Here is a 24,739-nt window from a genome sequence, read left to right as displayed (position 1 = left end):
CGCCACCGGGCCTTACCCTGTCAGAGTGATTTCAGAATCGCATCCACGCTGGCTTTGGCATCGCCAAACAGCATGTGGGTGTTCTCTTTGAAGAACAGCGGGTTCTGAACCCCGGCATAGCCGGTATTCATGGAGCGTTTAAACACAATCACGTTCTGCGCCTTCCACACTTCCAGAACCGGCATACCGGCGATTGGGCTACCCGGATCGTCCTGTGCAGCAGGGTTAACGGTATCGTTAGCACCGATGACCAGCACGGTGTCGGTGTCGGCGAAATCATCGTTGATCTCATCCATTTCCAGCACGATGTCGTAAGGCACTTTCGCTTCCGCCAGCAGCACATTCATGTGGCCTGGCAGACGCCCTGCCACCGGGTGAATACCAAAGCGAACCTTGATGCCACGCGCGCGCAGCTTCTCGGTGATTTCCGCAACCGGATACTGCGCCTGCGCCACCGCCATGCCGTAGCCCGGGGTGATGATCACGGAATGCGAGTTTTTCAGCATGTCTGCGGTATCTTCCGCAGAAATTTCACGGTGCTCACCCACTTCTTCATCCGCACTGGAAGAAGACCCATCGGTCCCGAAACCACCGGCGATAACGCTGATGAACGAGCGGTTCATCGCCTTACACATGATGTAAGACAGGATCGCACCGGAAGAGCCCACCAGCGCACCGGTGACGATCAGCAGGTCGTTGCTCAGCATAAAGCCCGCCGCCGCCGCCGCCCAACCGGAGTAGGAGTTCAGCATCGAGACAACCACCGGCATATCCGCACCGCCGATGGACGCCACCAGGTGCCAGCCAAATGCCAGCGCGATGATGGTCATTACCAGCAACGCCAGCACCTGCAAACCGACGCTTTCGGTACGCACGAAGACCACCAGCAGTACAAACGACACCACCAGCGCCGCCAGGTTCAGCTTGTGACGGTTTGGCAGCATCAGCGGCTTAGAGGAGATCTTCCCGCGCAGCTTGCCGAACGCGACAATGGAGCCGGTGAAGGTCACCGCACCGATGAAGATGCCGAGGAACACTTCCGTCAGGTGGATGTTCACCAGAATCGGTTCCAGGCCCGGTTCGTGATACAGGTAGCTGTTGAAGCCCACCAGCACCGCCGCCAGACCCACGAAGCTGTGCAGAATGGCAACCAGCTCCGGCATCTCGGTCATTTCAACGCGTTTCGCCAGGCGAATACCAATCGCGCCGCCGATGATCATCGCCACCAGGATCCACGCCACGTTGCCGGTGTCCGGCCCAAAGATGGTGGCAATCAGCGCAATTGCCATCCCGGCGATACCAAAGTTATTACCCTGCTGAGACGTTTCGTGTTTGGAAAGCCCCGCCAGACTGAAAATAAACAGGATTGCAGCAACAATGTATGCGGCTGTCACTAATCCTCCAGACATATGCTACCCCTTAGCCTTTACGAAACATTTTCAGCATGCGCTGAGTCACGGTGAAACCACCGAAAATATTGATACTGGCGATCAGCACCGCGATAAAGCTCAGGAAGCTGATCCAGCCGCCGTGACCAATCTGCAGTAACGCCCCCACCACGATGATCCCGGAGATGGCGTTGGTTACCGACATCAGCGGCGTATGCAGCGCATGGGAGACGTTCCACACCACGTAGTAACCTACGACGCAGGAGAGCGCGAAGACGGTAAAGTGGCCGAGGAACTCTTTTGGCGCAACGTCAGCCAGCCAGCCGAACAGAATAATCACCAGCGCCATGATCGCGTATTTGCGCCACGGAGAAGCCGGTTTGGCAGGTTCTTTTGGCGCAGGTGCCGCCTTCGCTGCCGCCTGAGGCTGAGCAGAAACCTGAATAGGTGGCGCAGGCCAGGTAATTTCACCTTCGCGGACCACGGTGACGCCGCGCACCACCACATCGTCGAAATCAACGGTGACGTTGCCGTCTTTCTCTTTGCAGAGCAGCTTCAGCAGGTTGACCAGGTTAGTGCCGTAGAGCTGAGAAGACTGCGTTGGCAGACGGCCCGGCAGATCGGTATAACCGATCACCTTCACGCCGTTCGCGGTCGTGGTCACCTGATTCGGTACGGTATATTCACAGTTACCGCCGTTTTGGGCGGCCAGGTCGACAATCACGCTGCCCGGCTTCATGGAATCAACCATCTCACGGGTAATCAGCTTTGGCGCCGGTTTACCCGGGATAAGCGCGGTGGTGACAATAATGTCGACATCTTTCGCCTGGGCGGCGAAGAGTTCCATTTCGGCTTTGATAAACGCTTCGGACATCACCTTCGCGTAACCGTCGCCGCTGCCCGCTTCTTCCTTGAAGTCCAGCTCAAGGAATTCGGCGCCCATACTCTGGACCTGTTCCTTCACTTCAGGACGGGTATCGAAAGCGCGAACGATAGCGCCCAGGCTGTTTGCCGCACCGATGGCGGCAAGTCCCGCCACGCCCGCACCAATCACCATTACCTTCGCCGGAGGGACTTTACCCGCCGCGGTGATCTGACCGGTAAAGAAGCGACCAAATTCGTGGGCCGCTTCAACGATGGCGCGGTAGCCCGCAATGTTTGCCATCGAACTTAAGGCATCCAGCGACTGGGCGCGCGAAATACGCGGCACGGAGTCCATCGCCATGACGGTGACGCCACGGGCCGCCAGCTTTTCCATCAGTTCAGGATTTTGTGCAGGCCAGATGAAGCTCACCAGGGTCGTTCCCGGATTCAGCAGCGCAATCTCACTCTCTTCCGGTGCGTTGACCTTCAGAATCACCGGCGACTGCCAGACGTCAGCAGCGTCGACCACTTCCGCGCCAGCCTGGATAAAGGCCTCGTCATCGAAACTCGCCAGTTTGCCTGCGCCGCTTTCAACCGCGACCGTAAAACCCAGTTTAAGCAGTTGCTCCACCGTTTTCGGTGTTGCCGCTACGCGGGTTTCATTGGCTAACCGTTCTTTTGGTACCCCAATACGCATAGTTTTCCCTTCCATCGGTTTTTGATGATGGTTTATCGATAAATGCCCGCGGTTTGTATCAATTTTCGCCATTACGCGAGCGACGAAATATGATTAACCCCGGAAAATAAAACAGTAACAAACTGTCTATAACCTACTGAAAATAGCGCCCGCGATCTACCGCCAGAAAACACTATTTCTTACTTTATCTGTGAAAAATAAGCGATCGGCGTCACTGACAGTGATATTTACCTTAAATTCCTTGCCAGAACCGATAAATCGCGCAAGCGAAGCGGTAAAAACATGATATAGCGCCATAAGAGAACAAGTTATTAACATTAAATTAACTTGTAAAAGTCATAAGCTTTATCAGTTTTACTTGTCAAACGCCTGTTTTTTCAACATATCACTAAATGTTATCGAATTCGGTGATTCAGTCAGCACGGGCAGTGAAAAATGGCGCAGACAGCGACGGGTTTTAAATGCAATAATCGGGACCGTCTCAAATTAACAACAATACCAGTACATGGTTTGCGCAAGGCGAAGGATCATTTTTATGAAGCTTAAGAACACACTCCTGGCGTCCGCACTTCTTTCCGCGACCGCCCTGTCTGCGAATGCCGCAACAGAGTTAACGCCGGAGCAAGCGGCAGCGTTAAAACCTTTTGACCATACGGTCATTGTGGGTCGTTATAACTCCATTGGCGACGCCGTCGCCGCGGCATCAAAAGCTGCTGATAAAAACGGGGCGGCCTCGTTTTATGTCGTTGACCAGTCCGATTACGGCAACAGCGGTAACCAGCGCGTGACCATTGCGCTGTACAAAGACAATGCGCCAAAAGCTGACGCACCGAAAAACCGCGTGATCAACGGTGTTGTTGAACTGCCGAAAGATCAAGCGATCGAGCTGGAACCTTACGACACCGTCACCGTTCAGGGCTTCTATCGCAGCCAGCCTGAGGTGAACGATGCCATCACTAAAGCCGCGAAAGAGAAAGGGGCCTACTCTTTCTTCATCGTGCGTCAGGTCGATGCTAACCAGGGTGGCAACCAGCGTATTACCGCATTCATCTATAAAAAAGATGCGAAAAAACGTGTTCTGCAGAGCCCGGATGCTATCCCGGCGAATTCAGAAGCAGGTCGCGCGGCGCTAGCGAAAGGCGGCGAAGAAGCGAAGAAAGTTGAAATTCCAGGCGTAGCAACGACCGCGGCCCCAAGCGCTGAAGTGGGCCGTTTCTTTGAAACACAGTCCACGAAAGGTGGCCGTTATTCCGTTACGCTGCCGGACGGTACCAAAATTGAAGAGCTGAACAACGCCACTGCCGCGCAGATGGTGCCGTTCGACAGCATCAAATTTACCGGCAACTACGGCAACATGACGGAAGTGTCCTATCAGGTCGCGAAGCGTGCGGCGAAGAAAGGAGCGAAGTACTACCACATTACCCGCCAGTGGCAGGAACGTGGTAACAACGTGACCATCAGCGCCGATCTGTACAAGTAACAAAATCGTTTACGAAAGGCGGCGCAATGCCGCCTTTTTTGTTACTTTTTTTGAATTTCTGCCACACGTCATTGCATGCTTTCGTTACACTCCGTAAAATCCCGCGCCTTAGTGTGATCCACCATTTTTATGCGCCTGAGCGAAATAATTATTCTGGATTTTGACCTTTCATAACAGGAAGCCAATGGAAAAGAAACTTGGCCTGAGTGCTCTGACTGCACTCGTTTTAAGCTCAATGCTGGGTGCGGGCGTATTCAGTTTGCCGCAGAATATGGCGGCCGTCGCCAGCCCTTCCGCGCTCATCATTGGCTGGGGCATTACGGGTGTTGGCATACTGCTGCTGGCCTTCGCCATGCTGCTGCTCACCCGCATTCGCCCGGACCTGGACGGCGGCATTTTCACCTATGCGCGTGAAGGTTTCGGCGAGCTGATTGGCTTCTGTTCTGCGTGGGGATACTGGCTGTGTGCCGTTATCGCCAACGTCTCCTATCTGGTGATCGTCTTCTCGGCGCTCAGTTTCTTTACCGATACGCCTGAACTGCGCCTCTTTGGCGACGGGAATACCTGGCAGTCTATTGTGGGCGCCTCGGTGTTACTGTGGTTCGTCCACTGGCTGGTGTTACGCGGCGTACAAACGGCCGCCAGCATCAACCTGGTGGCGACGCTGGCGAAACTGGTTCCGCTCGGCCTGTTTATCGTTCTGGCCTTTATTGCTTTCCGTATGGACGTATTCAAGCTTGATTTCAGCGGCGTTGCGCTGGGCGTTCCCGTCTGGGAGCAGGTGAAAAACACGATGCTGATTACCCTGTGGGTGTTCATCGGTGTTGAAGGCGCGGTCGTGGTTTCTGCCCGGGCCCGGAATAAACGCGATGTGGGCCGCGCGACGCTGCTGGCCGTACTGGCTGCGCTCGGGGTCTATCTGCTGGTGACGCTGCTGTCGCTGGGCGTGGTGGCGCGTCCTGAGCTGGCTGAAATGCGTAACCCGTCAATGGCAGGCCTGATGGTGAAAATGCTTGGCCCCTGGGGCGATGTGGTGATTGCCGCAGGGCTGATCGTCTCCGTCTGCGGCGCTTACCTGAGCTGGACCATCATGGCGGCTGAAGTGCCGTTCCTTGCCGCGACGCACAAGGCATTTCCACGCCTGTTTGCCCGCCAAAATAAAAACAGCGCACCGTCGGCATCACTCTGGCTGACCAACATCAGCGTTCAGGTCTGTCTGGTGCTGATCTGGCTCACAGGTTCAGACTATAACACCCTGCTGACCATCGCCTCGGAGATGATTCTGGTACCCTATTTCTTAGTGGGTGCGTATCTGTTAAAAATTGCCACACGCCCGGCGCATTATGTCGTGGGTGTCGGAGCCTGTATTTACGGCCTGTGGTTGTTGTATGCTTCCGGGCCTATGCATCTGCTGCTGTCGGTCGTGCTGTACGCACCGGGTCTGCTGGTGTTTATCTACGCCCGCCGCACGCATCAGCTGGAAAACGCGCTGAAACGCCGTGAGATGGCATTAATTGGACTGCTACTGGTTGCTGCCCTACCGGCAACCTGGATGTTAATGGGATAGCATCGCCTTTCCCATTGTTGAACTGTAAAGGAGAATACGATGGGAAATGCACCGCTTCGCCCAATACTGATTACCGGCGGAGGCCGCCGTATCGGCCTCGCCCTCGCCCATCACTTTCTCAACCTTCGCCATCCGGTCATTGTCAGCTACCGTACGGAATACCCGTCGATTGAAGGGTTACGCAAAGCCGGGGCTGTCTGCATTCAGGCTGATTTTTCAACCGATGATGGCATTCTGGCTTTCGCGGAAGAGGTGAAATCCACGACGACGGGGCTGCGCGCCGTGATCCATAACGCCAGCGCATGGCGTGCCGAAAAACCCGGTACGTCACTCAGCGAAACGCTCTCCGCCATGCTGCAGATCCACGTCAATGCGCCTTATCTGCTTAACCACGCTCTGCAGGATCTGCTGCGCGGTCATGGGCACGCTGCGGGCGACATTATTCACTTCACCGATTATGTGGTGGAGCGCGGAAGCGACAAGCACATCGCCTACGCGGCGAGTAAAGCCGCACTGGATAATATGACGCGTTCGTTTGCCCGCAAGCTCGCGCCCGAGGTGAAGGTGAACGCCATCGCCCCAGCGATGATTTTATTTAACGAAAACGATGATGCGGAGTATCGCCAGCAGGCGCTCAATAAGTCGCTCATGAAAATCGCCCCGGGCGAGAAAGAGGTCATTGACCTTGTGGATTACCTGCTCACCAGTTGCTACGTCACCGGCAGAACCTTTGCCGTGGACGGCGGCCGACCGCTGCGCTAGTGAAAGCGGCTCCAGAAGAAAATTAACACCCAGGCGCTGAGTCCCCAGCAGACCACCGCCCCGCTCAGCGCCAGGGGAAGACGCAGAAAACCGGTGAAGTACCACAGCGAAAGCAGGTAGAGGAAATACGGAATGATCGACCACATGCCAAACACGATGGTCGTACGTAACGCTTCCGTGCCCCGTTCAGAAGCCACAATATAGTGAGCAATCAGCGCAAAGGTCGGAAACAGCGGGATAAGCCCGGCAATGTAGTAGTTTTTCGTTTTTGCCAGAATGCCAATCAGTAATACCACCAGCGCGCCCAGCACGGCTTTGATCACCAGCCCCATATTTTTCCCTGGAATAATCAACTCACAATATGAGCCAGAATAACGGAACCGGCGTTAATTTTGAAAGATTAATGGAAGGTTAAGGTTTCGCGGTGTATGTTGGCTTTTTTCACGAAAACAGACGCTGTATGAATAAGATTGTTTATGTTGAAGACGAACCCGAAGTCGGACAACTGATCGCCGCCTATCTGGGTAAACATGATATGGACGTCATTGTTGAACCTCGCGGCGATCGTGCCGAAGAGGTGGTCGTCCGTGAAAACCCGGATCTGGTGCTGCTGGATATCATGTTGCCAGGCAAAGACGGCATGACGCTTTGCCGTGACCTGCGCGCCCGCTGGGACGGCCCTATCGTTCTGCTCACCTCCCTGGACAGCGATATGAACCACATTCTGTCGCTGGAGATGGGGGCCAATGACTACATTCTGAAAACCACACCGCCTGCCGTCCTGCTTGCACGCCTGCGCCTCCACTTACGCCAGCACGCCAGCGTTGAACGCGAAGCGCCCGCGCCGTCGCTGACGCCCCACAAAGCGATGCGCTTCGGTACGCTCTCTATTGACCCCATTAACCGCCAGGTGCTGCTTTCTGGCGAGCTTATCGCCCTCTCCACCGCTGATTTTGACCTGCTGTGGGAGCTGGCAACGCACGCCGGGCAAATCATGGACCGCGACGCGCTGCTGAAAAACCTGCGCGGCGTGAGCTATGACGGCATGGACCGCAGCGTTGACGTGGCGATTTCGCGTCTGCGCAAAAAGCTGCAGGATAACGCGACCGAGCCCTACCGCATTAAAACCGTGCGTAATAAGGGTTATCTGTTTGCCCCGCACGCCTGGGAAACCTGATACCGTTATCGGGTTTGCATAACCTGCGCGAAATGAAGGCATTACACGAGTATGCCCCCTCTTTCGCGCCTTTATTTATCCGTTTGCGCAACAAATAACTTGCTAAGCACGCGAACTATTCCATAATTAAAACTACGCCTTCCTTTTCTTCGCCCGTACCGCCCCGGCTACATCCATATTTCTGTTCACCGTGAAGCTCTCACGAAACATCGCTCATAAAATCTTGAAATGAGGATTTAAGCTCATGCATTATGTATAGCTACTATGAAGTAGAGGCCATTAAAACCAATCTTGAATGGATTGTTAATCAGGCCGCGCTTAGCCATCCCTACCCCTCACGCACCGATCAAAAAGCGCTCTTTGATCTCCTTGAACTCATCCAGTCTTACGAAATTCTCCTGGATTTAATAAACGAATTCGGGACCGATGTGATTGATATGCACATTGCGGAAGGACTGGCCGTAACGGAAACACTCATCGCCAAGGTAAAAAACAGCGCGAATGCCATGTAACACGCTTCACAGACATGAAAATATCGACGGGTTTTCATGTATATTCTGCACAAAGCGTTTCTTCGGTGAGATCCAATGAAAAAGCTGTTTGTGCAGTTTTATCTTTTGCTGTTTGTCTGCTTCCTGGTCATGACCATGCTGGTCGGGCTGGTCTATAAATTCACCGCCGAACGTGCGGGCAGGCAGTCGCTGGACGATCTGATGAAAAGCTCGCTCTATCTGATGCGCAGCGAGCTGAGAGAGATCCCACCGCACGACTGGGCGAAAACCCTCAAAGAGCTGGATCTGAACCTGTCGTTCGATTTACGCATCGAGCCGTTAAAAGATTTTGAGCTGGATCCGCCCGCCATGCAGCGTCTGCGCGACGGGGACATTGTTGCGATGGATGAGAAATACACCTTTATCCAGCGTATTCCGCGCAGCCATTACGTGCTGGCCGTCGGGCCGGTGCCCTATCTCTATTATCTGCACCAGATGCGTCTGCTGGACATGGCGCTGATGGCCTTTATCGCTATTTCGCTCGCGTTCCCGGTTTTTATCTGGATGCGTCCGCACTGGCAGGACATGCTGAAGCTGGAATCCGCCGCGCAGCGTTTTGGCGAAGGGCATTTTACCGAACGCATTCACTTCGACAGCGGTTCCAGCTTTGAACGTCTGGGCGTGGCCTTTAACCAGATGGCCGATAACATCAATGCCCTCATTGCCAGTAAGAAGCAGCTGATCGACGGGATTGCGCACGAGCTGCGCACACCACTGGTTCGTCTGCGCTATCGTCTGGAGATGAGCGAGAATCTGACGGAAGCGGAGTCTCAGGCCCTGAACCGCGATATTGGCCAGCTTGAAGCGCTGATTGAGGAGCTGCTGACCTACGCGCGCCTCGATCGTCCGCAAAACGAGCTAAACCTCAGTACGCCGGACCTGCCTGACTGGCTGCAAACCCACGTTGATGATGTCCAGAGCGTGAACCCGCAGCGCACGCTGTTAACGCGGGTCACGCCGGGTGATTACGGCGCGCTCGATATGCGCCTGATGGAGCGCGTGCTGGACAATCTGATGAACAACGCCATGCGATACAGCGAAAGTACACTCCAGATCGGACTGGATTTGCAGGGCAATCAGGCCAGCCTGACGGTGGAGGATGACGGGCCGGGGATCGCCCCTGAAGCGCGAGAAACCGTGTTTGAACCGTTTGTCCGGCTCGACCCTAGCCGCGACCGCGCCACCGGCGGATGCGGCCTGGGGCTGGCGATTGTCTACTCTATCGCGCAGGCAATGGGCGGCACGGTGCATTGCGAGGAGAGCGAGCTCGGCGGCGCGCGCTTCTGCTTTAGCTGGCCGGTGTACCATAACATTGCCCTTCCCGTCCCTGCCTGACCTTAACCGCACGCTGGCCTGACCCGGCGTGCTGTGCTATACGATAAGTATGTTGTAACTAATGAGAGTGCTTATGGCAACCTACGATCTCCTCGAACGGCTGAACAGCACGTTTCGGGAAATAGAACACGAGCTCCTGACCCTGACCGAACGTTTGCAGACCTGCCGCCTGCTGGCCGCGCGCGTCTTTACCCTGCCCGAGGTGGCCAAAGGGGCCGAGCACGACCCGCTGGACACCATCGCAGTTGAACAACACATCGGCAGCGCCGCCCTTGAGCTGGCGCTGAAGCACTATCGCCGCCTGTTTATCCAGCAGCAGTCAGAAAACCGCAGCAGTAAGGCGGCCGTACGTCTGCCCGGCGTGATCTGCCTGCAAACCGATGCAACAACGCGCGACGCGCTGGAAAGCCAGATTACCCATATCAACACCCTGAAAGCGGCATTTGAAAAGATCATTACCGAAGAGTCCGGCCTCGCCCCTGCCGCCCGGTTTGAATGGGTGCACCGCCAGCTTCCGGGGCTGATAACCCTTAACGCCTATCGCACGCTGACGGTACTGCGTCATCCCGCCACGCTGCGCTTCGGCTGGGCGAATAAGCACATCATTAAAAACTTCACCCGGGATGAGATTCTGGCGCAGCTGGAAAAAAGCCTGAAGACGCCGCGCACCGTCGCACCGTGGTCGCGCGAGCAGTGGATCGAGCGCCTGGAGCAGGAGTACCACAGCATCGCTTCTCTGCCGGCGGATACGCGCCTCAAGATCAAGCGCCCGGTGAAGGTTCAGCCCATCGCCCGCGTCTGGTACTCCGGTCAGCAAAAACAGGTTCAGTATGCCTGCCCTACGCCGCTGATTGCGCTCTATGATGCCGATCGGGGGGCCATCGTGCCGGATGTTGGTGAGCTTTTGAATTACGATGCGGACAATGTCCAGCACCGTTACAGACCTCAGGCGCAGCCGCTACAGCTGATTATTCCGCGGCTGCACCTGTACGTGGCGGGATGACTATTTCAGGCTGCCGACCATCGCTTCCGGGCGAACCCAGGCGTCGAACTCCGCCTCAGTCAGATAGCCCAGTGCCAGGGCGGAGGCTTTCAGCGTCAGCCCCTCTTTATGCGCTTTTTTAGCGATCTCGGCGGCTTTGTCGTAGCCGATATGGGTATTCAGCGCCGTCACCAGCATCAGGGATTCATTGAGCAACTGGCTGATACGTTCGCGATTCGGCTCAATCCCTACCGCACAGTGCTCGTTAAAGCTCTCCATCCCGTCCGCCAGCAGACGAATTGATTGCAGTACGTTGTGGATCACCATCGGGCGATAGACGTTCAGCTCGAAGTTGCCGGACGCACCGCCCAGGTTGACGGCGACATCGTTGCCCAACACCTGACAGCAGAGCATGGTCATGGCTTCGCACTGGGTCGGGTTGACTTTACCCGGCATGATAGAGCTGCCCGGCTCGTTTTCCGGAATGCTGATTTCGCCAATGCCGCAGCGCGGACCCGAGGCCAGCCAGCGCACGTCGTTGGCGATTTTCATCAGCGAGGCCGCCAGCCCTTTCAGCGCGCCGTGGGTGTGGACCAGCGCATCGCAGGTCGCCAGCGCTTCAAACTTATTGGGTGCCGTGACGAACGGCTGCCCGGTGATGTTTGCCAGCTCCTCCGCCACGCGCAACGCGTATTCGGGATGGGTGTTTAACCCGGTCCCGACCGCCGTCCCGCCGAGCGCCAGCTCCGCCAGGTGCGGCAGGCTGTACTCAATATGCTTCAGGTTATGTTCCAGCATCGCCACCCAGCCGGAAATCTCCTGGCCGAGCGTCAGCGGCGTGGCGTCCTGCAGGTGCGTACGGCCAATTTTGACGATGTCGCGGAAGGCCTGCGCTTTCTCGTTGAGCGTAGACTTCAGGACGTTGAGCTGCGGGATAAGCTGCTCGCGGATAGCAATCACCGCCGCCACGTGCATGGCCGTCGGGAAAACGTCGTTAGAGCTCTGGCTCTTGTTGACGTCATCGTTCGGGTGAACCTTGCGCTCCATGCCGCGCACGCCGCCCAGCAGTTCGCTGGCCCGGTTCGCCAGCACTTCGTTCATGTTCATGTTGCTCTGGGTGCCGGAACCGGTCTGCCAGATGGCGAGGGGGAATTCGTCGGGATGCTTGCCCGCCAGCACTTCGTCGGCGGCGTTGATGATGGCGGTCGCTTTGTCTGCCCCCAGCAGGCCTAAATCCTGGTTCACTTTCGCGGCGGCGCGTTTGGTGAGCGCCAGCGCCTGAATCAGCGAGACGGGCATTTTTTCAGTCGAGATACGGAAGTGCTCCAGCGAACGCTGGGTTTGCGCGCCCCATAGCTTGTCGGCCGGGACGTCGATGGCGCCCATCGAGTCTTTCTCATGGCGTACCGTGGTCATTACTTTCTCCTTGATAACAAAAGAGGGATTGCTCACATGCTTAAGGGATAAGTATTGATGACTTCTGAGAAACGATATGGCGCTTTGTGCGCTCTTATTGGTGTCGGGTGGCGCTGACGCTTACCCGACCTACCGAACACGTAGGCCGGGTAAGGCGCAGCCGCCACCCGGCTGTTTAACTTACTTCACACACGCCGAACACTGGGACGACTGGATCTGTTTGAAGAAGTCGTTACCTTTGTCATCCACGAGGATAAACGCCGGGAAATCTTCCACTTCAATTTTCCAGATCGCTTCCATACCCAGTTCCGGGTATTCCACGCACTCGAGGCTCTTGATGCTGCCCTGCGCGAGCACCGCCGCTGGGCCGCCGATGCTGCCGAGGTAGAAGCCGCCGTGCTTGTGGCAGGCGTCCGTCACCTGCTGGCTGCGGTTACCTTTCGCCAGCATGATCATGCTGCCGCCGTTGGCCTGCAGTTGGTCAACGTACGAGTCCATGCGGCCCGCCGTCGTTGGGCCTAACGAGCCGGAGGCATAGCCTTCAGGCGTTTTCGCCGGGCCGGCGTAGTAGATCGGGTGATCTTTAATGTACTGCGGCAGCCCTTCACCGTTGTCCAGACGCTCTTTCAGCTTCGCGTGCGCGATGTCGCGGCCCACGATAATCGTGCCGTTCAGGGAGAGACGGGTCGAAACCGGATACTGCGAAAGCTGTGCCAGGATCTCTTTCATCGGACGGTTCAGATCAACGTGAACCGCTTCACCCTCACCCGCTTTACGCAGCGCTTCCGGAATGTATTTACCCGGGTTGTTTTCCAGTTTTTCGATCCACACGCCTTCGCGGTTGATCTTCGCCTTGATGTTGCGATCCGCAGAGCAGGACACGCCCATCCCGACCGGGCAGGATGCGCCGTGACGCGGCAGACGGATCACGCGCACGTCGTGGGCAAAGTATTTGCCGCCAAACTGCGCCCCGAGGCCCAGGTTACGCGCCTCTTCCAGCAGTTCCTGCTCAAGCTGCACGTCGCGGAACGCCTGGCCGTGCTCGTTACCTTCGGTAGGCAGGCCGTCATAATATTTGGTTGAGGCCAGCTTGACGGTTTTCAGCGTGCTTTCAGCCGACGTACCGCCAATCACAAACGCGATATGGTACGGCGGGCACGCCGCGGTGCCGAGGGTGCGCATCTTCTCAACCAGGTAGTTCTTCAGCTTGCCCGGGGTGAGCAGCGCCTTGGTTTCCTGGTAGAGATAGGTTTTGTTGGCTGAACCGCCGCCTTTGGCGATACAGAGGAATTTGTACTCGTCACCGTCGACGCTGTAGAGGTCGATCTGCGCAGGCAGGTTGGTGCCGGTGTTGACCTCTTTGTACATATCCAGCGCCGCATTTTGCGAATAGCGCAGGTTATCTTCGGTGTAGGTGTTGTAGACGCCGTGCGCCAGGGCCGCTTCGTCACCGCCGCCGGTCCAGACGCGCTGGCCTTTTTTACCGACGATGATCGCCGTGCCGGTGTCCTGACAGGTAGGCAGAACACCTTTCGCCGCGATGTCTGAGTTACGCAGGAACTGCAGGGCAACGTATTTATCGTTCTCACTGGCCTGCGGGTCGCTCAGGATATCGGCAACCTGCTGCTGGTGCGCAGGACGGAGCATAAACGAGGCGTCGTGGAAAGCGTGCTGCGCCAGCAGCGTCAGCGCCTGCGGCTCTATCTTGAGGATCTCTTGTCCTTCAAACTCAGAGACGGAGACGTGATCGCGGGTTAACAGGTAATACTCGGTCCGATCCTTACTGAGGGGGAAAGGATCCTGATAATGGAAGGGTTTATTCGACATTGGTCTCTCACTTACTGCTTCGGTCTGTTTATTCAGGGCAGATGTTCCGCTGCCCGGCTTAAAAGCGAGTCAGCTTATCCTACACAATTTTTTAACAAAAACTGAGACTAGTACGACTTTTTACATCCACAGGTTACTTCCATGAGGTTTATTGCTTTAATACCCGGAGTTAATTCCACAATTGAATCAGGGCTTGATAATGCAAAAACTCATTAACTCAGTGCAAAACTACGCCTGGGGAAGTAAAACTGCGTTAACGGATCTCTACGGTATCGCGAACCCGGACAACCTGCCGATGGCAGAACTGTGGATGGGGGCACACCCGAAGAGCAGCTCAAAAATTGAAGACGCCAGCGGCCAGGTACACAGCCTGCGTGACGTCATTGATGCCGATAAAACCGCGCTGCTGGGTGACAAGGTCGCTCACCGCTTCGGCGAACTGCCGTTCCTGTTTAAGGTGCTGTGCGCCGACCAGCCGCTCTCCATCCAGGTTCACCCGAACAAGAAAGCCTCTGAAATCGGCTTTGCCAAAGAGAACGCGGCGGGTATCCCGTTAGACGCCGCCGAGCGTAACTACAAAGATCCTAACCATAAGCCGGAGCTGGTCTTTGCGCTGACTCCCTTCCGGGCAATGAACGCGTTCCGCGAGTTTTCAGAGATCGTTTCCCTGCTGCAACCGGTCGCGGGCGCCAACAAGGCTATCGCCCACTTCCTCGAAAACCCGAACGCAGGCGCGCTGAGCCAGCTGTTTGCCAGCCTGCTGAATATGCAGGGTGAAGAGAAATCTCACGCGCTGGCGGTGCTGAAAGCAACGCTGAACACGCAGCAAGGTGAACCGTGGGAGACCATCCGTCTGATCTCCGAATTCTACCCGGACGACAGCGGCCTGTTCTCCCCTCTGCTGCTGAACGTGGTGAAGCTGAACCCGGGCGAAGCAATGTTCCTGTTCGCTGAAACCCCGCACGCCTACCTGCAGGGCGTGGCGCTGGAAGTGATGGCCAACTCCGACAACGTGCTGCGTGCGGGCCTGACGCCGAAATACATTGATATTCCTGAGCTGGTTGCCAACGTGAAGTTCGTGGCAAAACCTGCCGCGGAGCTGCTGACTCAGCCGGTGAAAAACGGCGCAGAGCTGGACTTCCCGATTCCAGTTGAAGATTTTGCCTTCTCCCTGCACGACCTGAGCCAGGCCGAAACCGCCATCGCGCAGGAAAGCGCGGCGATTCTGTTCTGCGCCGAGGGCGAAGCGACGCTGCGCAAAGGCGAACAGCGTCTGGTGCTTAAGCCCGGTGAGTCAGCATTCGTTGCAGCCAATGAGTCTCCGGTTAGCGTAAGCGGCACCGGTCGTCTGGCGCGCGTTTTCAATAAGCTTTAAGCACTTACTGAATTTTTTAACAACTCTTGCTAAGCTAGTTGCAGGCTTAATATCTCCAGGCGGTTTTTACCGCCTGGTTTCATTTTAGGGATAGTCGCAATGAAAAAATCGGTCGTAGCGGTTGGAGTGATTGTAGCGTTAGGCGTGGTCTGGACGGGAGCCTCCTGGTTTACCGGGAAACAGCTGGAAGGCCGTCTGGCTGAGATGGTGGCGCAGGCTAACGGCGAAATTAAGCGCAGCGCGCCGGAGGCAGGCCTTGAGCTGAGCTACCAGAATTATCATCGCGGCGTCTTCACCAGCCGTATGCAGCTGGTAGTGAAGCCGGTTGCCGGTGCTGAAAACGGCTGGCTGAAACAGGGCCAGAGCGTGGTGCTGGACGAGGTGGTGAGCCACGGTCCGCTGCCGCTGGCGCAGCTGAAGTCCTTTAACCTGATCCCGTCGATGGCATCTGTTCATACCGTGCTGATGAATAACGACGTCACCAAACCGCTGTTTGACCTGGCGAAGAATGAATCGCCTTTCGACATTAATACCCGAATTAGCTATGCCGGTGACACAAGTTCCGATATTGCTCTGAAAGCGCTGAACTACGAGAAAGAGAATGAGAAAGTCGCCTTCAGCGGCGGCCACTTCAAGCTTGAGGCTGACCGCGACGGAAACGTGTTCTCCCTGACGGGTGAAGCGGAAAGCGGCCTGGTCAATGCCGTGAACGAATATAACCAAAAAGTTCAGCTCACCTTCAACAACCTGAAGGCCGACGGCAACAGCCGAATGACCGATTTCCAGGAGCGTATCGGCGATCAAAAACTGTCTCTCGATAAGGTTGCCATTGCGGTTGAAGGCAAAGAGATGGCCGTGCTGGAAGGCATGGACGTCAACGGTAAATCCGACGTTTCCAAAGACGGTAAGAGCATCAACACGCAGCTGGATTACACGCTGAAGAGCCTGAAAGTGCAGAATCAGGATCTGGGCACAGGCAAACTGTCGCTGAAGATCGGCAATATCGACGGCCAGGCGTGGCACGAGTTTAGCCAGAAATACAGCAAAGAGAGCCAGGCGCTGCTGACCGATGCCGCACTGCAGCAGAACCCTGAGGTGTACCAGCAGCAGGCGATGGCGGTGCTGTTCAACAACCTGCCAATCCTGCTGAAAGGCGAGCCGGTGATCACCGTTGCGCCGCTGAGCTGGAAAAACAGCAAAGGCGAAACCAGTTTTAACCTGTCCCTGTTCCTGAAAGATCCGGCAACCGCAACGGGTGAACCGCAGACGCTGGCGCAGGAAGTGGATCGCAGCGTGAAGTCGCTCGAGAGCAAGCTGACCATCCCAATGGACATGGCGACCGAGTTTATGACCCAGATTGCGAAGCTGGAAGGCTACGGCGATGAAGACGCCGGCAAGCTGGCTAACCAGCAGGTGAAAGGCCTGGCGGCAATGGGCCAGATGTTCCGCATCACCAAAGTGGAAGACAACACGATTTCCACCAGCCTGCAGTACGCCAACGGCCAGGTAACGCTCAACGGCGACAAGATGCCGCTGGAAGACTTCGTCGGCATGTTTGGTATGCCGACGCTGGGGATGCCGGAACCGGCTGAACCGGCAGCGCCAGCCGCTCCGGCGGCACCGCAGCAGTAAACGGCAAAACCCCTCGTACGAGGGGTTTTTTATTGCCGGGTGGCGCTGACGCTTACCCGGCCTACGCTTCCGGGCCCTTGCAGGCCCGATGTGCAGCGGAGATTATTTCACCGTTACCAGTCGCGCCGCCACAATCTGGTGTCCGGCCTGGACATCCGTATTGTCGATGCGCTGCATGATCCTGTCCGCCAGCGTGTAGCCCATCTCCCGCGCGGGGGTGGTGGCCCAGACGATCGGCAGATCGTCGAGGGCGTTTTCACCGACGTCGGCGAACGCCCCGAGCGCCACCTGGTGGCCGAAGAAGGTTTCCACCCCACCCTCGCCGCTCTGACGCCCGGCGCGGATCAGGCCAAACCAGGCGCCCATGGCAATCACGTCGTTGTAGCAAATCACGGCGCTGATCGTCGGACTGCTGCGCAGCAGCGCGCCTATCGCTTCCGCCGCTTTCTTCTGGCTGGATTCACACTCCACCACCCATTCGCTGTGGAACGGCAGGCCGTATTTAATCAGCGTCGCGCAGTAGCCGCCTACCCGCTCGGCGCGGGTCAGAGACGAGCTTTTACCGCCCAGCCAGGCAATGCGCTGATGCCCGCGACGAATAAGATGCTCGGTCAGCATTTGCGCGGCCTGCATGTTATCCGGGCGCAGCGTATCGGCCTCGTCCAGGTAGCTGGCGCGCGAAGCAAACACCAGCGGCACGCCTTTCGCGGCGGCGCGCTCGCACAGCTCGCTGCCCACGCCCGACGCCCCGGCGACGATCACCCCGTCCACTCCCTGGTTCAGCAGCATATCGAGCCGGGAGAGAAGCTGATCGGACTCGCGACCGCCGTGCAGCAGAAAGACCATCCGCCCCTGGGCTTCAAGCGCTTCGGTTAACCCGGCGGTCAGCTCCGCATAGAAAGGTGACGTCAGGTCGCGAACGATCAGGCCAATCACTCCGCTTTGCCCACCGCGCAGCGCCGACGCCTGGCGGTTACGCACAAAGCCCAGCTGTTCAACCGCCTCGTTAACCCGCTGACCGGTCGCAGGAGAGATGCGCCCTTTCCCGCTCAGCACCAGAGAAACGGTGCTGACGGAAACGCCCGCCGCCAGCGCGACATCGTTGATGGTGATTTTTTTCGCTACAGCCATGTCTTGGCGTGACTCCCTGAAATGAGATCGGTAAAACGTTTTATCAATACGTTATCTTTATACTACCAGTCAAAGCCTGAGAATGTGATTTAGCGCTCACTAAACTTTGATAAAACGTTTTATCTTCTCGCAGCATTGAAGCAGGCAAACTGATTTTAACAATAAAGGAGTCGTTTTATGACGGCGAAAGCAGCACAAAAAATATCGCTGTGGGAATTTTTCCAGCAACTGGGTAAAACCTTTATGCTGCCCGTGGCACTCCTCTCGTTCTGCGGGATCATGCTCGGGATCGGCAGCTCGCTAAGCAGTAAAGACGTCATCACGCTGATCCCGTTCCTCGGTACCCCCGTGCTGCAGGCGATCTTTATCTGGATGAGTAAAGTCGGCTCCTTTGCGTTTAGCTTCCTGCCCGTCATGTTCTGTATCGCTATTCCGCTGGGCCTGGCCCGCGAGAACAAAGGCGTCGCGGCGTTTGCCGGGTTTGTGGGTTATGCGGTGATGAACCTCGCGGTTAACTTCTGGCTGACTGCGAAAGGCATTCTGCCGACCACAGACGCTGCCGTGCTGAAAGCCAACAACATTCAGAGCGTGATTGGTATCCAGTCTATTGATACCGGGATCCTCGGTGCAGTGATCGCGGGTGTGATTATCTGGATGCTGCACGAGCGCTTCCACAATATCCGCCTGCCGGATGCCCTGGCGTTCTTCGGCGGTACCCGCTTCGTGCCGATTATCACCCTGGTGGTCATGGGTCTGTTCGGCTTAATCATTCCGCTGATCTGGCCGGTCTTTGCGATGGGCATCAACGGTATCGGCCGCATCATCAACGGCGCGGGAGATTTTGGGCCGATGATCTTCGGCACCGGCGAGCGTCTGCTCCTGCCGTTTGGCCTGCAGCATATCCTGGTGGCCCTGATTCGCTTCACCGAAGCGGGCGGGACGATGGAGGTGTGCGGTCACGACGTGAGCGGTGCGCTGACCATCTTCCAGGCGCAGCTGAGCTGCCCGACCACCCACGGCTTCTCGGAAAGCGCCACCCGCTTCCTGTCTCAGGGTAAAATGCCTGCCTTCCTCGGCGGCCTGCCGGGTGCCGCGCTGGCGATGTACCACTGCGCGCGCCCGGAAAACCGTCATAAAATTAAAGGCCTGCTGATTTCCGGCGTGATTGCCTGCGTCGTGGGCGGTACCACCGAGCCGATCGAATTCCTGTTCCTGTTCGTTGCGCCGGTACTGTATCTCATCCACGCGGTGCTGACCGGTCTGGGCTTTACCGTGATGGCGGTGCTGGGCGTGACCATCGGCAACACCGACGGCAACGTGATTGACTTCGTGGTGTTCGGCATCCTGCACGGCCTGTCTACCAAGTGGTATCTGGTGCCGGTCGTGGCGGCTATCTGGTTTGCGGTGTATTACGGCATCTTCCGCTTCGCCATCACCCGCTTTAACCTGAAAACGCCTGGCCGCGATGTAGAAACGGCGAGCAGCGTTGAACAGGCGGTTGCCGGGACCGTGGGCAAATCCGGCTATAACACCCCGGCCATTCTGGCGGCGCTGGGCGGTGCGGATAACATCACCTCGCTGGATAACTGCATTACCCGCCTGCGTCTGTCGGTGGCGGATATGTCAAAAGTGGATACCAACGCCCTGAAAGCCAACCGGGCCATTGGCGTGGTACAGTTAAATCAGCACAATTTGCAGGTGGTTATCGGCCCGCAGGTGCAGTCGGTGAAGGATGAGCTGGCCACTCTGATGCGAACAGTAGAAGCCTGATGCCTCAACCCCCTCTCAGGAGGGGGTTTTACTTTAAGGATTAACGTCATGTTTGATTTCTCTACCGTCGTGGATCGACACGGCACCTGGTGTACGCAGTGGGACTTCGTCGCCGACCGCTTTGGCGCGGCGGACCTGCTGCCCTTCACCATCTCGGATATGGATTTCGCCACTGCGCCCTGCATTACCGACGCGCTGCATCAGCGCATTAATCACGGCGTGTTGGGCTACAGCCGCTGGAAGAACGATGAGTTTCTCGCCGCCGTCGCGCACTGGTTCCAGCAGCGCTTTAACAGCCAGATTGAGACCGAATCGGTCGTTTATGGCCCTTCCGTTATTTACATGGTGTCAGAGCTGATTCGTCTCTGGTCAAACCCCGGCGACGGCGTGGTGGTACACACCCCGGCATACGATGCGTTTTACAAAGCCATTGAAGGCAATGCGCGTCATGTGGTGCCCGTAGAGATGGAAAAGCATGCTGCAGGATGGCAGGGAAATATGGCTGCGCTGGAAGCGGCCCTGGCGAAACCTGAAAACAAGATTTTACTGCTGTGCAGCCCGCAAAACCCAACCGGCAAGGTCTGGACGCGGAATGAACTGACGCACATGGCGGAGCTGTGCGCGCGTTATGACGTGGCGGTTATCAGCGATGAAATCCATATGGACATGGTGTGGGGAGAGCATCGTCACACGCCGTGGAACGCGGTGGCACGCGGCAAATGGGCGCTTCTCACCTCCGGCTCGAAAAGCTTTAATATTCCGGCGCTGACGGGCGCTTACGGCCTGATTGGTGATGAGGAGAGCCGGAACGGCTACCTCAGCGCGCTAAAAGGTCGGGACGGTCTCTCTTCCCCTTCCGTGCTGGCGCTGACGGCGCATATCGCCGCCTACCAGAAGGGAGCGCCGTGGCTGGATGCCCTGCGGGGTTATCTGGAAGAGAATTTGTTGTATATCGCGCAGGAAGTAAACAGCGCTTTTCCGAAACTGAACTGGCAGCCGCCGGAAGCGACCTATCTGGCCTGGATTGACCTGCGCCCGCTGAATATTGACGATCGGGCGCTGCAAAAAGAGCTGATCGAGCAGCAAAAGGTCGCCATCATGCCGGGATATACCTACGGCAAAGAGGGAAATGGCTTTGTTCGCCTGAATGCGGGCTGCCCGCGCAGCAAGCTCGAACAAGGCGTTCAGCGCCTCATTGCCGGGATTAACGCACTCCTGTAATCAATTTGCGCAACGGAATATTCCCTTGCGCAAATAGCTTTTTACCCCGTTTTGTTTTTATAATATGGCGCACTTTAACCAGAAAAGAGTGCGACCATGATTGATACACGCCTGCCTTTAACTGATATTCATCGTCACCTTGACGGTAACATTCGTGCCCAAACCATCCTCGATCTTGGCCGCCAGTTCAATTTAACGCTCCCCGCGCAGACGCTTGAGTCGCTGATCCCGCACGTACAGGTGACCTCCAGTGAACCGGACCTGGTCAGCTTCCTGAGCAAACTCGACTGGGGCGTGAAGATGCTGGCCTCGCTGGATGCCTGCCGCCGCGTGGCGTTTGAGAACATTGAAGATGCGGCCCGTAACGGCCTGCACTACGTCGAGCTGCGCTTCTCGCCGGGCTACATGGCGATGACCCACAGCCTGCCCGTTGCAGGCGTGGTGGAAGCTGTCATTGAAGGCGTCCGCGAAGGGTGTAAAACCTTCGACGTTCAGGCCCGTCTGATTGGCATTATGAGCCGCACGTTCGGCGAAGCCGCCTGCCTGCAGGAGCTGGAAGCGCTGCTGGCCCATCGCGATGCCATCACCGCCGTCGACCTTGCCGGTGACGAGCTGGGCTTCCCGGGCAGTCTGTTCCTCTCCCACTTCAACCGCGCGCGCGATGCCGGCTGGCACATTACCGTGCATGCGGGTGAAGCGGCTGGCCCGGAAAGCATCTGGCAGGCCATCCGCGAGCTGGGCGCCGAACGTATCGGTCACGGCGTGAAGGCGGTCGAAGATCGCGCCCTGATGGATTTCCTGGCAGAGCAGCGTATCGGGATTGAGTCGTGCCTGACGTCTAACATTCAAACCAGCACCGTGGCAACGCTGGCGCATCATCCGCTGAAAACCTTCCTCGAGCACGGCGTGCTGGCCTCGCTGAACACCGACGACCCGGCTGTTCAGGGCGTGGATATCATCCACGAGTACAACATCGCCGCACCGCAGGCGGGTCTGAGCCGCGAGCAGATCCGTCAGGCGCAGATCAACGGGCTGGAGATCGCCTTCCTGACGCCTGAAGAGAAGCAGGCGTTGAAAGATAAAGTGGCTCGCGGTTAACACCCTTGCCGGGTGGCGCTGACGCTTACCCGGCCTACAAAATATTAAAAAATTATGCCAGACAGAGCGTGGCGCGATGTTTGGCAGATTCGATACCCAGCTCGATCAGCTCCATTATCTGAATCGCCTGGCTGGCCGGAACCGGATTCTCTCCCGTGCCGTTCAGCGCATCGCGGATGCCCGCATAATAGGCCGGATAGTTGCCCGGGATCGTCAGCAAGGTCTCCTCTACCAGCTCCTCACCTTCCACCCGCGTGACCACCCCGTCGCGCATATCATAGCCCCAGTCTTCCTGTGGCAGACGTTCACCGCTTTTCAGTCGGTCCTCCTGAGGATCGAGACCAAACTTTACGTAGCTCCCACGCGTACCGTGAATAATATAGCGGGCCGATTCCGCGGCCGCGACCATCGTGCCGTGCAGCACAATCCGCCGCTGCGGGTAGCTGAGCACCGCGTGGAAGTAATCGGTTGTCTGCGCCCCGGGTCTGAGCTGGGCCAGATCGACCGTCATGCTCACCGGCAGACCAAAAAGATTGACGGCCTGATCCAGCAGATGCGGGGCTAAATCGTACCAGATACCGCTGCCCGGACCGGCCTGCTCGCGCCAGCGGTTTCGCACCTGCGGACGGAAGCGGTCAAAGTGAGATTCAAAAAAGAGGATCTCCCCTAGCGTTCCTTCACTGAGAAGCCTTTTTACCGTCAGAAAGTCGCTGTCCCAGCGGCGGTTATGGAAAACCGACAGCAGCCTGCCCAGACTCTTTGCCAGCGCATCCAGTTCGCGAGCCTGAGACAGCGTGACGGTAAAGGGCTTATCGACAACCACGTGCTTACCGGCTTCCAGCGCGGCCTTTGCCAGCGGAAAGTGGGTGTCGTTCGGTGTGGGTATAACGATTAAATCAATATTCGGATCGTTGAAAAGGTGTTTAGGTTCAGAGACAACCGGCACGGAGGGCCAGTCGGCATGGACTTTAGCGGCATCGCTGCTGGATACCGCAGCCAGCGCCATCCCCGGCGTCCCGGCTATCAGAGGTGCATGAAACGTTTTGCTTGCATACCCGTAGCCGATAAGCCCAACGCGGATATTATCACTCATAGTGCCGTCCTCTTTTATGACGTTCTTATTTCACACTGGCTAGCCTGGCAAGAGCACAGATTAATAATGTGCCATATGACTTAAAATAGCAGGTTATACGGGTTGTTTTTGTTACATAGTATTAACCTACTGATTTTGTTTAAGGGAACCGTTCCCAAAGCGCTTGCCGTTGGGGAATCGTCGCTGTAACATCTGCGACCTGTATTTATGGATAAAGTACAATTACGAATCATGACGTCAATTATTAATCGAATCATTGAATTAGCGGGATGGATTGTCCTTGGGGTTTCGGTCATTTTGCTGGGCGTCGCCAGCCATATCGATAACTACCAGCCGCCGGAGCCTGTCACAGTCGCCCAACCTAAGTAACCGGTTACTGCAATAAAGAGTGACATAATATGTCAGTTACGTATTGCCAGCCCTGGTGAACACGGTTAACCTTCTCTTCCAGGCATCGTCTGATGCCTGAATTTCAGCAAAGAAAACTCCTAATTTCGTCGCGTTACCTGAGTGGGCTGTTTACGTCTTTATTAATCCGTTTATTATTCGAACGAATTACCTTAACTGGTATTACTCACTTTTATATGGAAACTTATTAATATGACAGTTCAGGACTATTTATTAAAATTTCGCAAGATCAATTCGCTTGAGAGCCTGGAAAAACTGTTTGATCATTTGAACTACACCCTGTCGGATAATCAGGACATCATTAATATGTATCGCGCCGCTGACCATCGCCGTGCGGAGCTGGTTTCCGGCGGTCGTTTGTTCAACGTCGGGGAAGTGCCTAAGTCTGTATGGCGTTACGTTTTATAAGAAAGTAGCCATCCGCGCGAAATGTTATATACTCTCCGCCCTGCAAACTGGCTGTACAACATTTCGCGCAGATTATGGGAGAGTTCATGACCGCAACGCCTGGAGAACGCATTGGAGGCTGGTTAATCGCCCCACTGGCATGGCTGCTGGTTGCCTTATTAAGCGCATCACTTGCGCTGCTGCTGTATACCACCGCACTGGTTACCCCACACGCCATCCAGACCCTGATGTCGCAAAGCGTGCTGAATATTGCGATGTGGTTTGTGTCGTTCGTTTTCGCGATTGGAATGTGGTACTACACGCTGTGGCTGACCATTGCCTTCTTTAAGCGCCGCAAGAGTGTGCCGAAGCACTACATTATCTGGCTGCTGATTTCGGTCCTGCTGGCTGTGAAAGCCTTTGCTTTTTCGCCCGTTTCAGACGCTCTGGCCGTGCGTCAGCTGCTTTTCCCGTTACTGGCCGCCGCGCTGCTGGTCCCCTATTTCAAGCGTTCGACGCGGGTGAAAAACACCTTCGTGAACCCGTAATAACCCTACAGATAACCTGTTGTCGCCTGC

The 24,739-nt window shown here is 56.4% G+C and carries 22 protein-coding genes; 15 read left to right on the top strand and 7 right to left on the bottom strand.

Annotated elements, in window-relative coordinates; translation table 11 throughout:
- Positions 1-20 precede the first annotated feature (20 nt).
- Positions 21-1,409, bottom strand: coding sequence for a Re/Si-specific NAD(P)(+) transhydrogenase subunit beta (pntB, locus tag L370_RS05560; protein WP_024909329.1), 1,389 nt, complete (start codon positions 1,407-1,409; stop codon positions 21-23).
- Positions 1,410-1,419: 10 nt separating this feature from the next.
- Positions 1,420-2,949: a Re/Si-specific NAD(P)(+) transhydrogenase subunit alpha gene (gene pntA / locus L370_RS05565; RefSeq protein WP_023335476.1), complete on the bottom strand. Its 1,530-nt coding sequence runs from the start codon at positions 2,947-2,949 to the stop codon at positions 1,420-1,422.
- A gap of 535 nt (positions 2,950-3,484) precedes the next feature.
- On the opposite strand from pntA, the gene ydgH reads away from it, so the two are divergent.
- The 3 genes from ydgH to folM all read left to right on the top strand — a co-directional run bounded on the left by ydgH (position 3,485) and on the right by folM (position 6,758).
- The gene (ydgH, locus tag L370_RS05570; RefSeq protein ID WP_023335475.1) at positions 3,485-4,429 is read left to right on the top strand and encodes a DUF1471 family protein YdgH; all 945 of its coding nucleotides are present in this window, start codon (positions 3,485-3,487) and stop codon (positions 4,427-4,429) included.
- Between the two features lie 184 nt (positions 4,430-4,613).
- Complete coding sequence (locus tag L370_RS05575) at positions 4,614-5,996, top strand: amino acid permease (RefSeq protein WP_023335474.1); 1,383 nt, start codon at positions 4,614-4,616, stop codon at positions 5,994-5,996.
- Between the two features lie 39 nt (positions 5,997-6,035).
- Entirely contained in the window at positions 6,036-6,758 is a 723-nt protein-coding gene (gene folM, locus L370_RS05580; RefSeq protein ID WP_023335473.1) for a dihydromonapterin reductase, read from the top strand.
- Here folM and L370_RS05585 read toward each other — a convergent pair.
- Entirely contained in the window at positions 6,755-7,090 is a 336-nt protein-coding gene (locus tag L370_RS05585; RefSeq protein ID WP_023335472.1) for a GlpM family protein, read from the bottom strand. The two genes, folM and L370_RS05585, sit on opposite strands and share 4 nt — an antisense overlap.
- Positions 7,091-7,218: 128 nt before the next feature.
- Between L370_RS05585 and rstA the strand changes: the two genes are divergently transcribed.
- The 4 genes from rstA (at position 7,219) to tus (ending at position 10,824) form a co-directional block, all read left to right on the top strand.
- Positions 7,219-7,935, top strand: coding sequence for a two-component system response regulator RstA (gene rstA / locus L370_RS05590; RefSeq protein WP_032639102.1), 717 nt, complete (start codon positions 7,219-7,221; stop codon positions 7,933-7,935).
- A gap of 251 nt (positions 7,936-8,186) precedes the next feature.
- Complete coding sequence (locus L370_RS05595) at positions 8,187-8,447, top strand: hypothetical protein (protein WP_023335470.1); 261 nt, start codon at positions 8,187-8,189, stop codon at positions 8,445-8,447.
- Positions 8,448-8,522: 75 nt separating this feature from the next.
- Positions 8,523-9,821, top strand: coding sequence for a two-component system sensor histidine kinase RstB (rstB, locus tag L370_RS05600; protein ID WP_023335469.1), 1,299 nt, complete (start codon positions 8,523-8,525; stop codon positions 9,819-9,821).
- Between the two features lie 73 nt (positions 9,822-9,894).
- Positions 9,895-10,824 carry a DNA replication terminus site-binding protein gene (gene tus, locus L370_RS05605; protein WP_023335468.1) on the top strand — a complete coding sequence of 310 codons (930 nt, stop codon included), beginning with the start codon at positions 9,895-9,897 and terminating at the stop codon, positions 10,822-10,824.
- On the opposite strand, the gene fumC is transcribed toward tus, so the two are convergent.
- Complete coding sequence (fumC, locus tag L370_RS05610) at positions 10,825-12,219, bottom strand: class II fumarate hydratase (protein WP_023335467.1); 1,395 nt, start codon at positions 12,217-12,219, stop codon at positions 10,825-10,827. It lies immediately after the preceding gene.
- A 180-nt stretch (positions 12,220-12,399) separates the two neighbouring features.
- Entirely contained in the window at positions 12,400-14,046 is a 1,647-nt protein-coding gene (gene fumA / locus L370_RS05615) for a class I fumarate hydratase FumA (protein WP_023335466.1), read from the bottom strand.
- A 199-nt stretch (positions 14,047-14,245) separates the two neighbouring features.
- Between fumA and manA the strand changes: the two genes are divergently transcribed.
- Entirely contained in the window at positions 14,246-15,421 is a 1,176-nt protein-coding gene (gene manA / locus L370_RS05620) for a mannose-6-phosphate isomerase (RefSeq protein WP_023335465.1), read from the top strand.
- A gap of 99 nt (positions 15,422-15,520) precedes the next feature.
- The gene (locus tag L370_RS05625) at positions 15,521-17,053 is read left to right on the top strand and encodes a YdgA family protein (protein WP_023335464.1); all 1,533 of its coding nucleotides are present in this window, start codon (positions 15,521-15,523) and stop codon (positions 17,051-17,053) included.
- A gap of 102 nt (positions 17,054-17,155) precedes the next feature.
- Here the strand turns inward: L370_RS05625 and L370_RS05630 are convergent, their stop codons facing one another.
- Positions 17,156-18,184 (bottom strand): Mal regulon transcriptional regulator MalI, encoded by a 1,029-nt coding sequence (locus L370_RS05630; protein ID WP_023335463.1) that lies wholly within the window; start codon positions 18,182-18,184, stop codon positions 17,156-17,158.
- A gap of 177 nt (positions 18,185-18,361) precedes the next feature.
- On the opposite strand from L370_RS05630, the gene malX reads away from it, so the two are divergent.
- The 3 genes from malX (at position 18,362) to add (ending at position 22,273) form a co-directional block, all read left to right on the top strand.
- Positions 18,362-19,954, top strand: coding sequence for a maltose/glucose-specific PTS transporter subunit IIBC (gene malX, locus L370_RS05635; protein WP_023335462.1), 1,593 nt, complete (start codon positions 18,362-18,364; stop codon positions 19,952-19,954).
- A gap of 48 nt (positions 19,955-20,002) precedes the next feature.
- On the top strand, positions 20,003-21,175 hold the full coding sequence (locus L370_RS05640; RefSeq protein ID WP_023335461.1) for a MalY/PatB family protein: 1,173 nt from the start codon (positions 20,003-20,005) through the stop codon (positions 21,173-21,175).
- 96 nt (positions 21,176-21,271) lie between these two features.
- A complete protein-coding gene (add, locus tag L370_RS05645; protein ID WP_023335460.1) occupies positions 21,272-22,273 on the top strand; it encodes an adenosine deaminase in 1,002 nt (333 codons plus the stop codon).
- A 52-nt stretch (positions 22,274-22,325) separates the two neighbouring features.
- Here add and L370_RS05650 read toward each other — a convergent pair whose 3' ends face one another.
- Positions 22,326-23,366: an oxidoreductase gene (locus L370_RS05650; protein ID WP_023335459.1), complete on the bottom strand. Its 1,041-nt coding sequence runs from the start codon at positions 23,364-23,366 to the stop codon at positions 22,326-22,328.
- 243 nt (positions 23,367-23,609) lie between these two features.
- On the opposite strand from L370_RS05650, the gene blr reads away from it, so the two are divergent.
- The 3 genes from blr to L370_RS05660 all read left to right on the top strand — a co-directional run bounded on the left by blr (position 23,610) and on the right by L370_RS05660 (position 24,709).
- Positions 23,610-23,735, top strand: coding sequence for a division septum protein Blr (gene blr, locus L370_RS0122090; protein ID WP_168112406.1), 126 nt, complete (start codon positions 23,610-23,612; stop codon positions 23,733-23,735).
- Between the two features lie 231 nt (positions 23,736-23,966).
- Positions 23,967-24,182 (top strand): transcription modulator YdgT, encoded by a 216-nt coding sequence (ydgT, locus tag L370_RS05655; RefSeq protein ID WP_013096896.1) that lies wholly within the window; start codon positions 23,967-23,969, stop codon positions 24,180-24,182.
- 86 nt (positions 24,183-24,268) lie between these two features.
- Positions 24,269-24,709 (top strand): DUF2569 domain-containing protein, encoded by a 441-nt coding sequence (locus L370_RS05660; protein WP_023335458.1) that lies wholly within the window; start codon positions 24,269-24,271, stop codon positions 24,707-24,709.
- Positions 24,710-24,739: the final 30 nt, after the last annotated feature.

Source organism: Enterobacter sp. MGH 24 (assembly GCF_000493015.1).
In the GTDB taxonomy this organism is placed as follows: domain Bacteria; phylum Pseudomonadota; class Gammaproteobacteria; order Enterobacterales; family Enterobacteriaceae; genus Enterobacter.
This window is presented reverse-complemented; position numbering and strand designations above follow the sequence as displayed.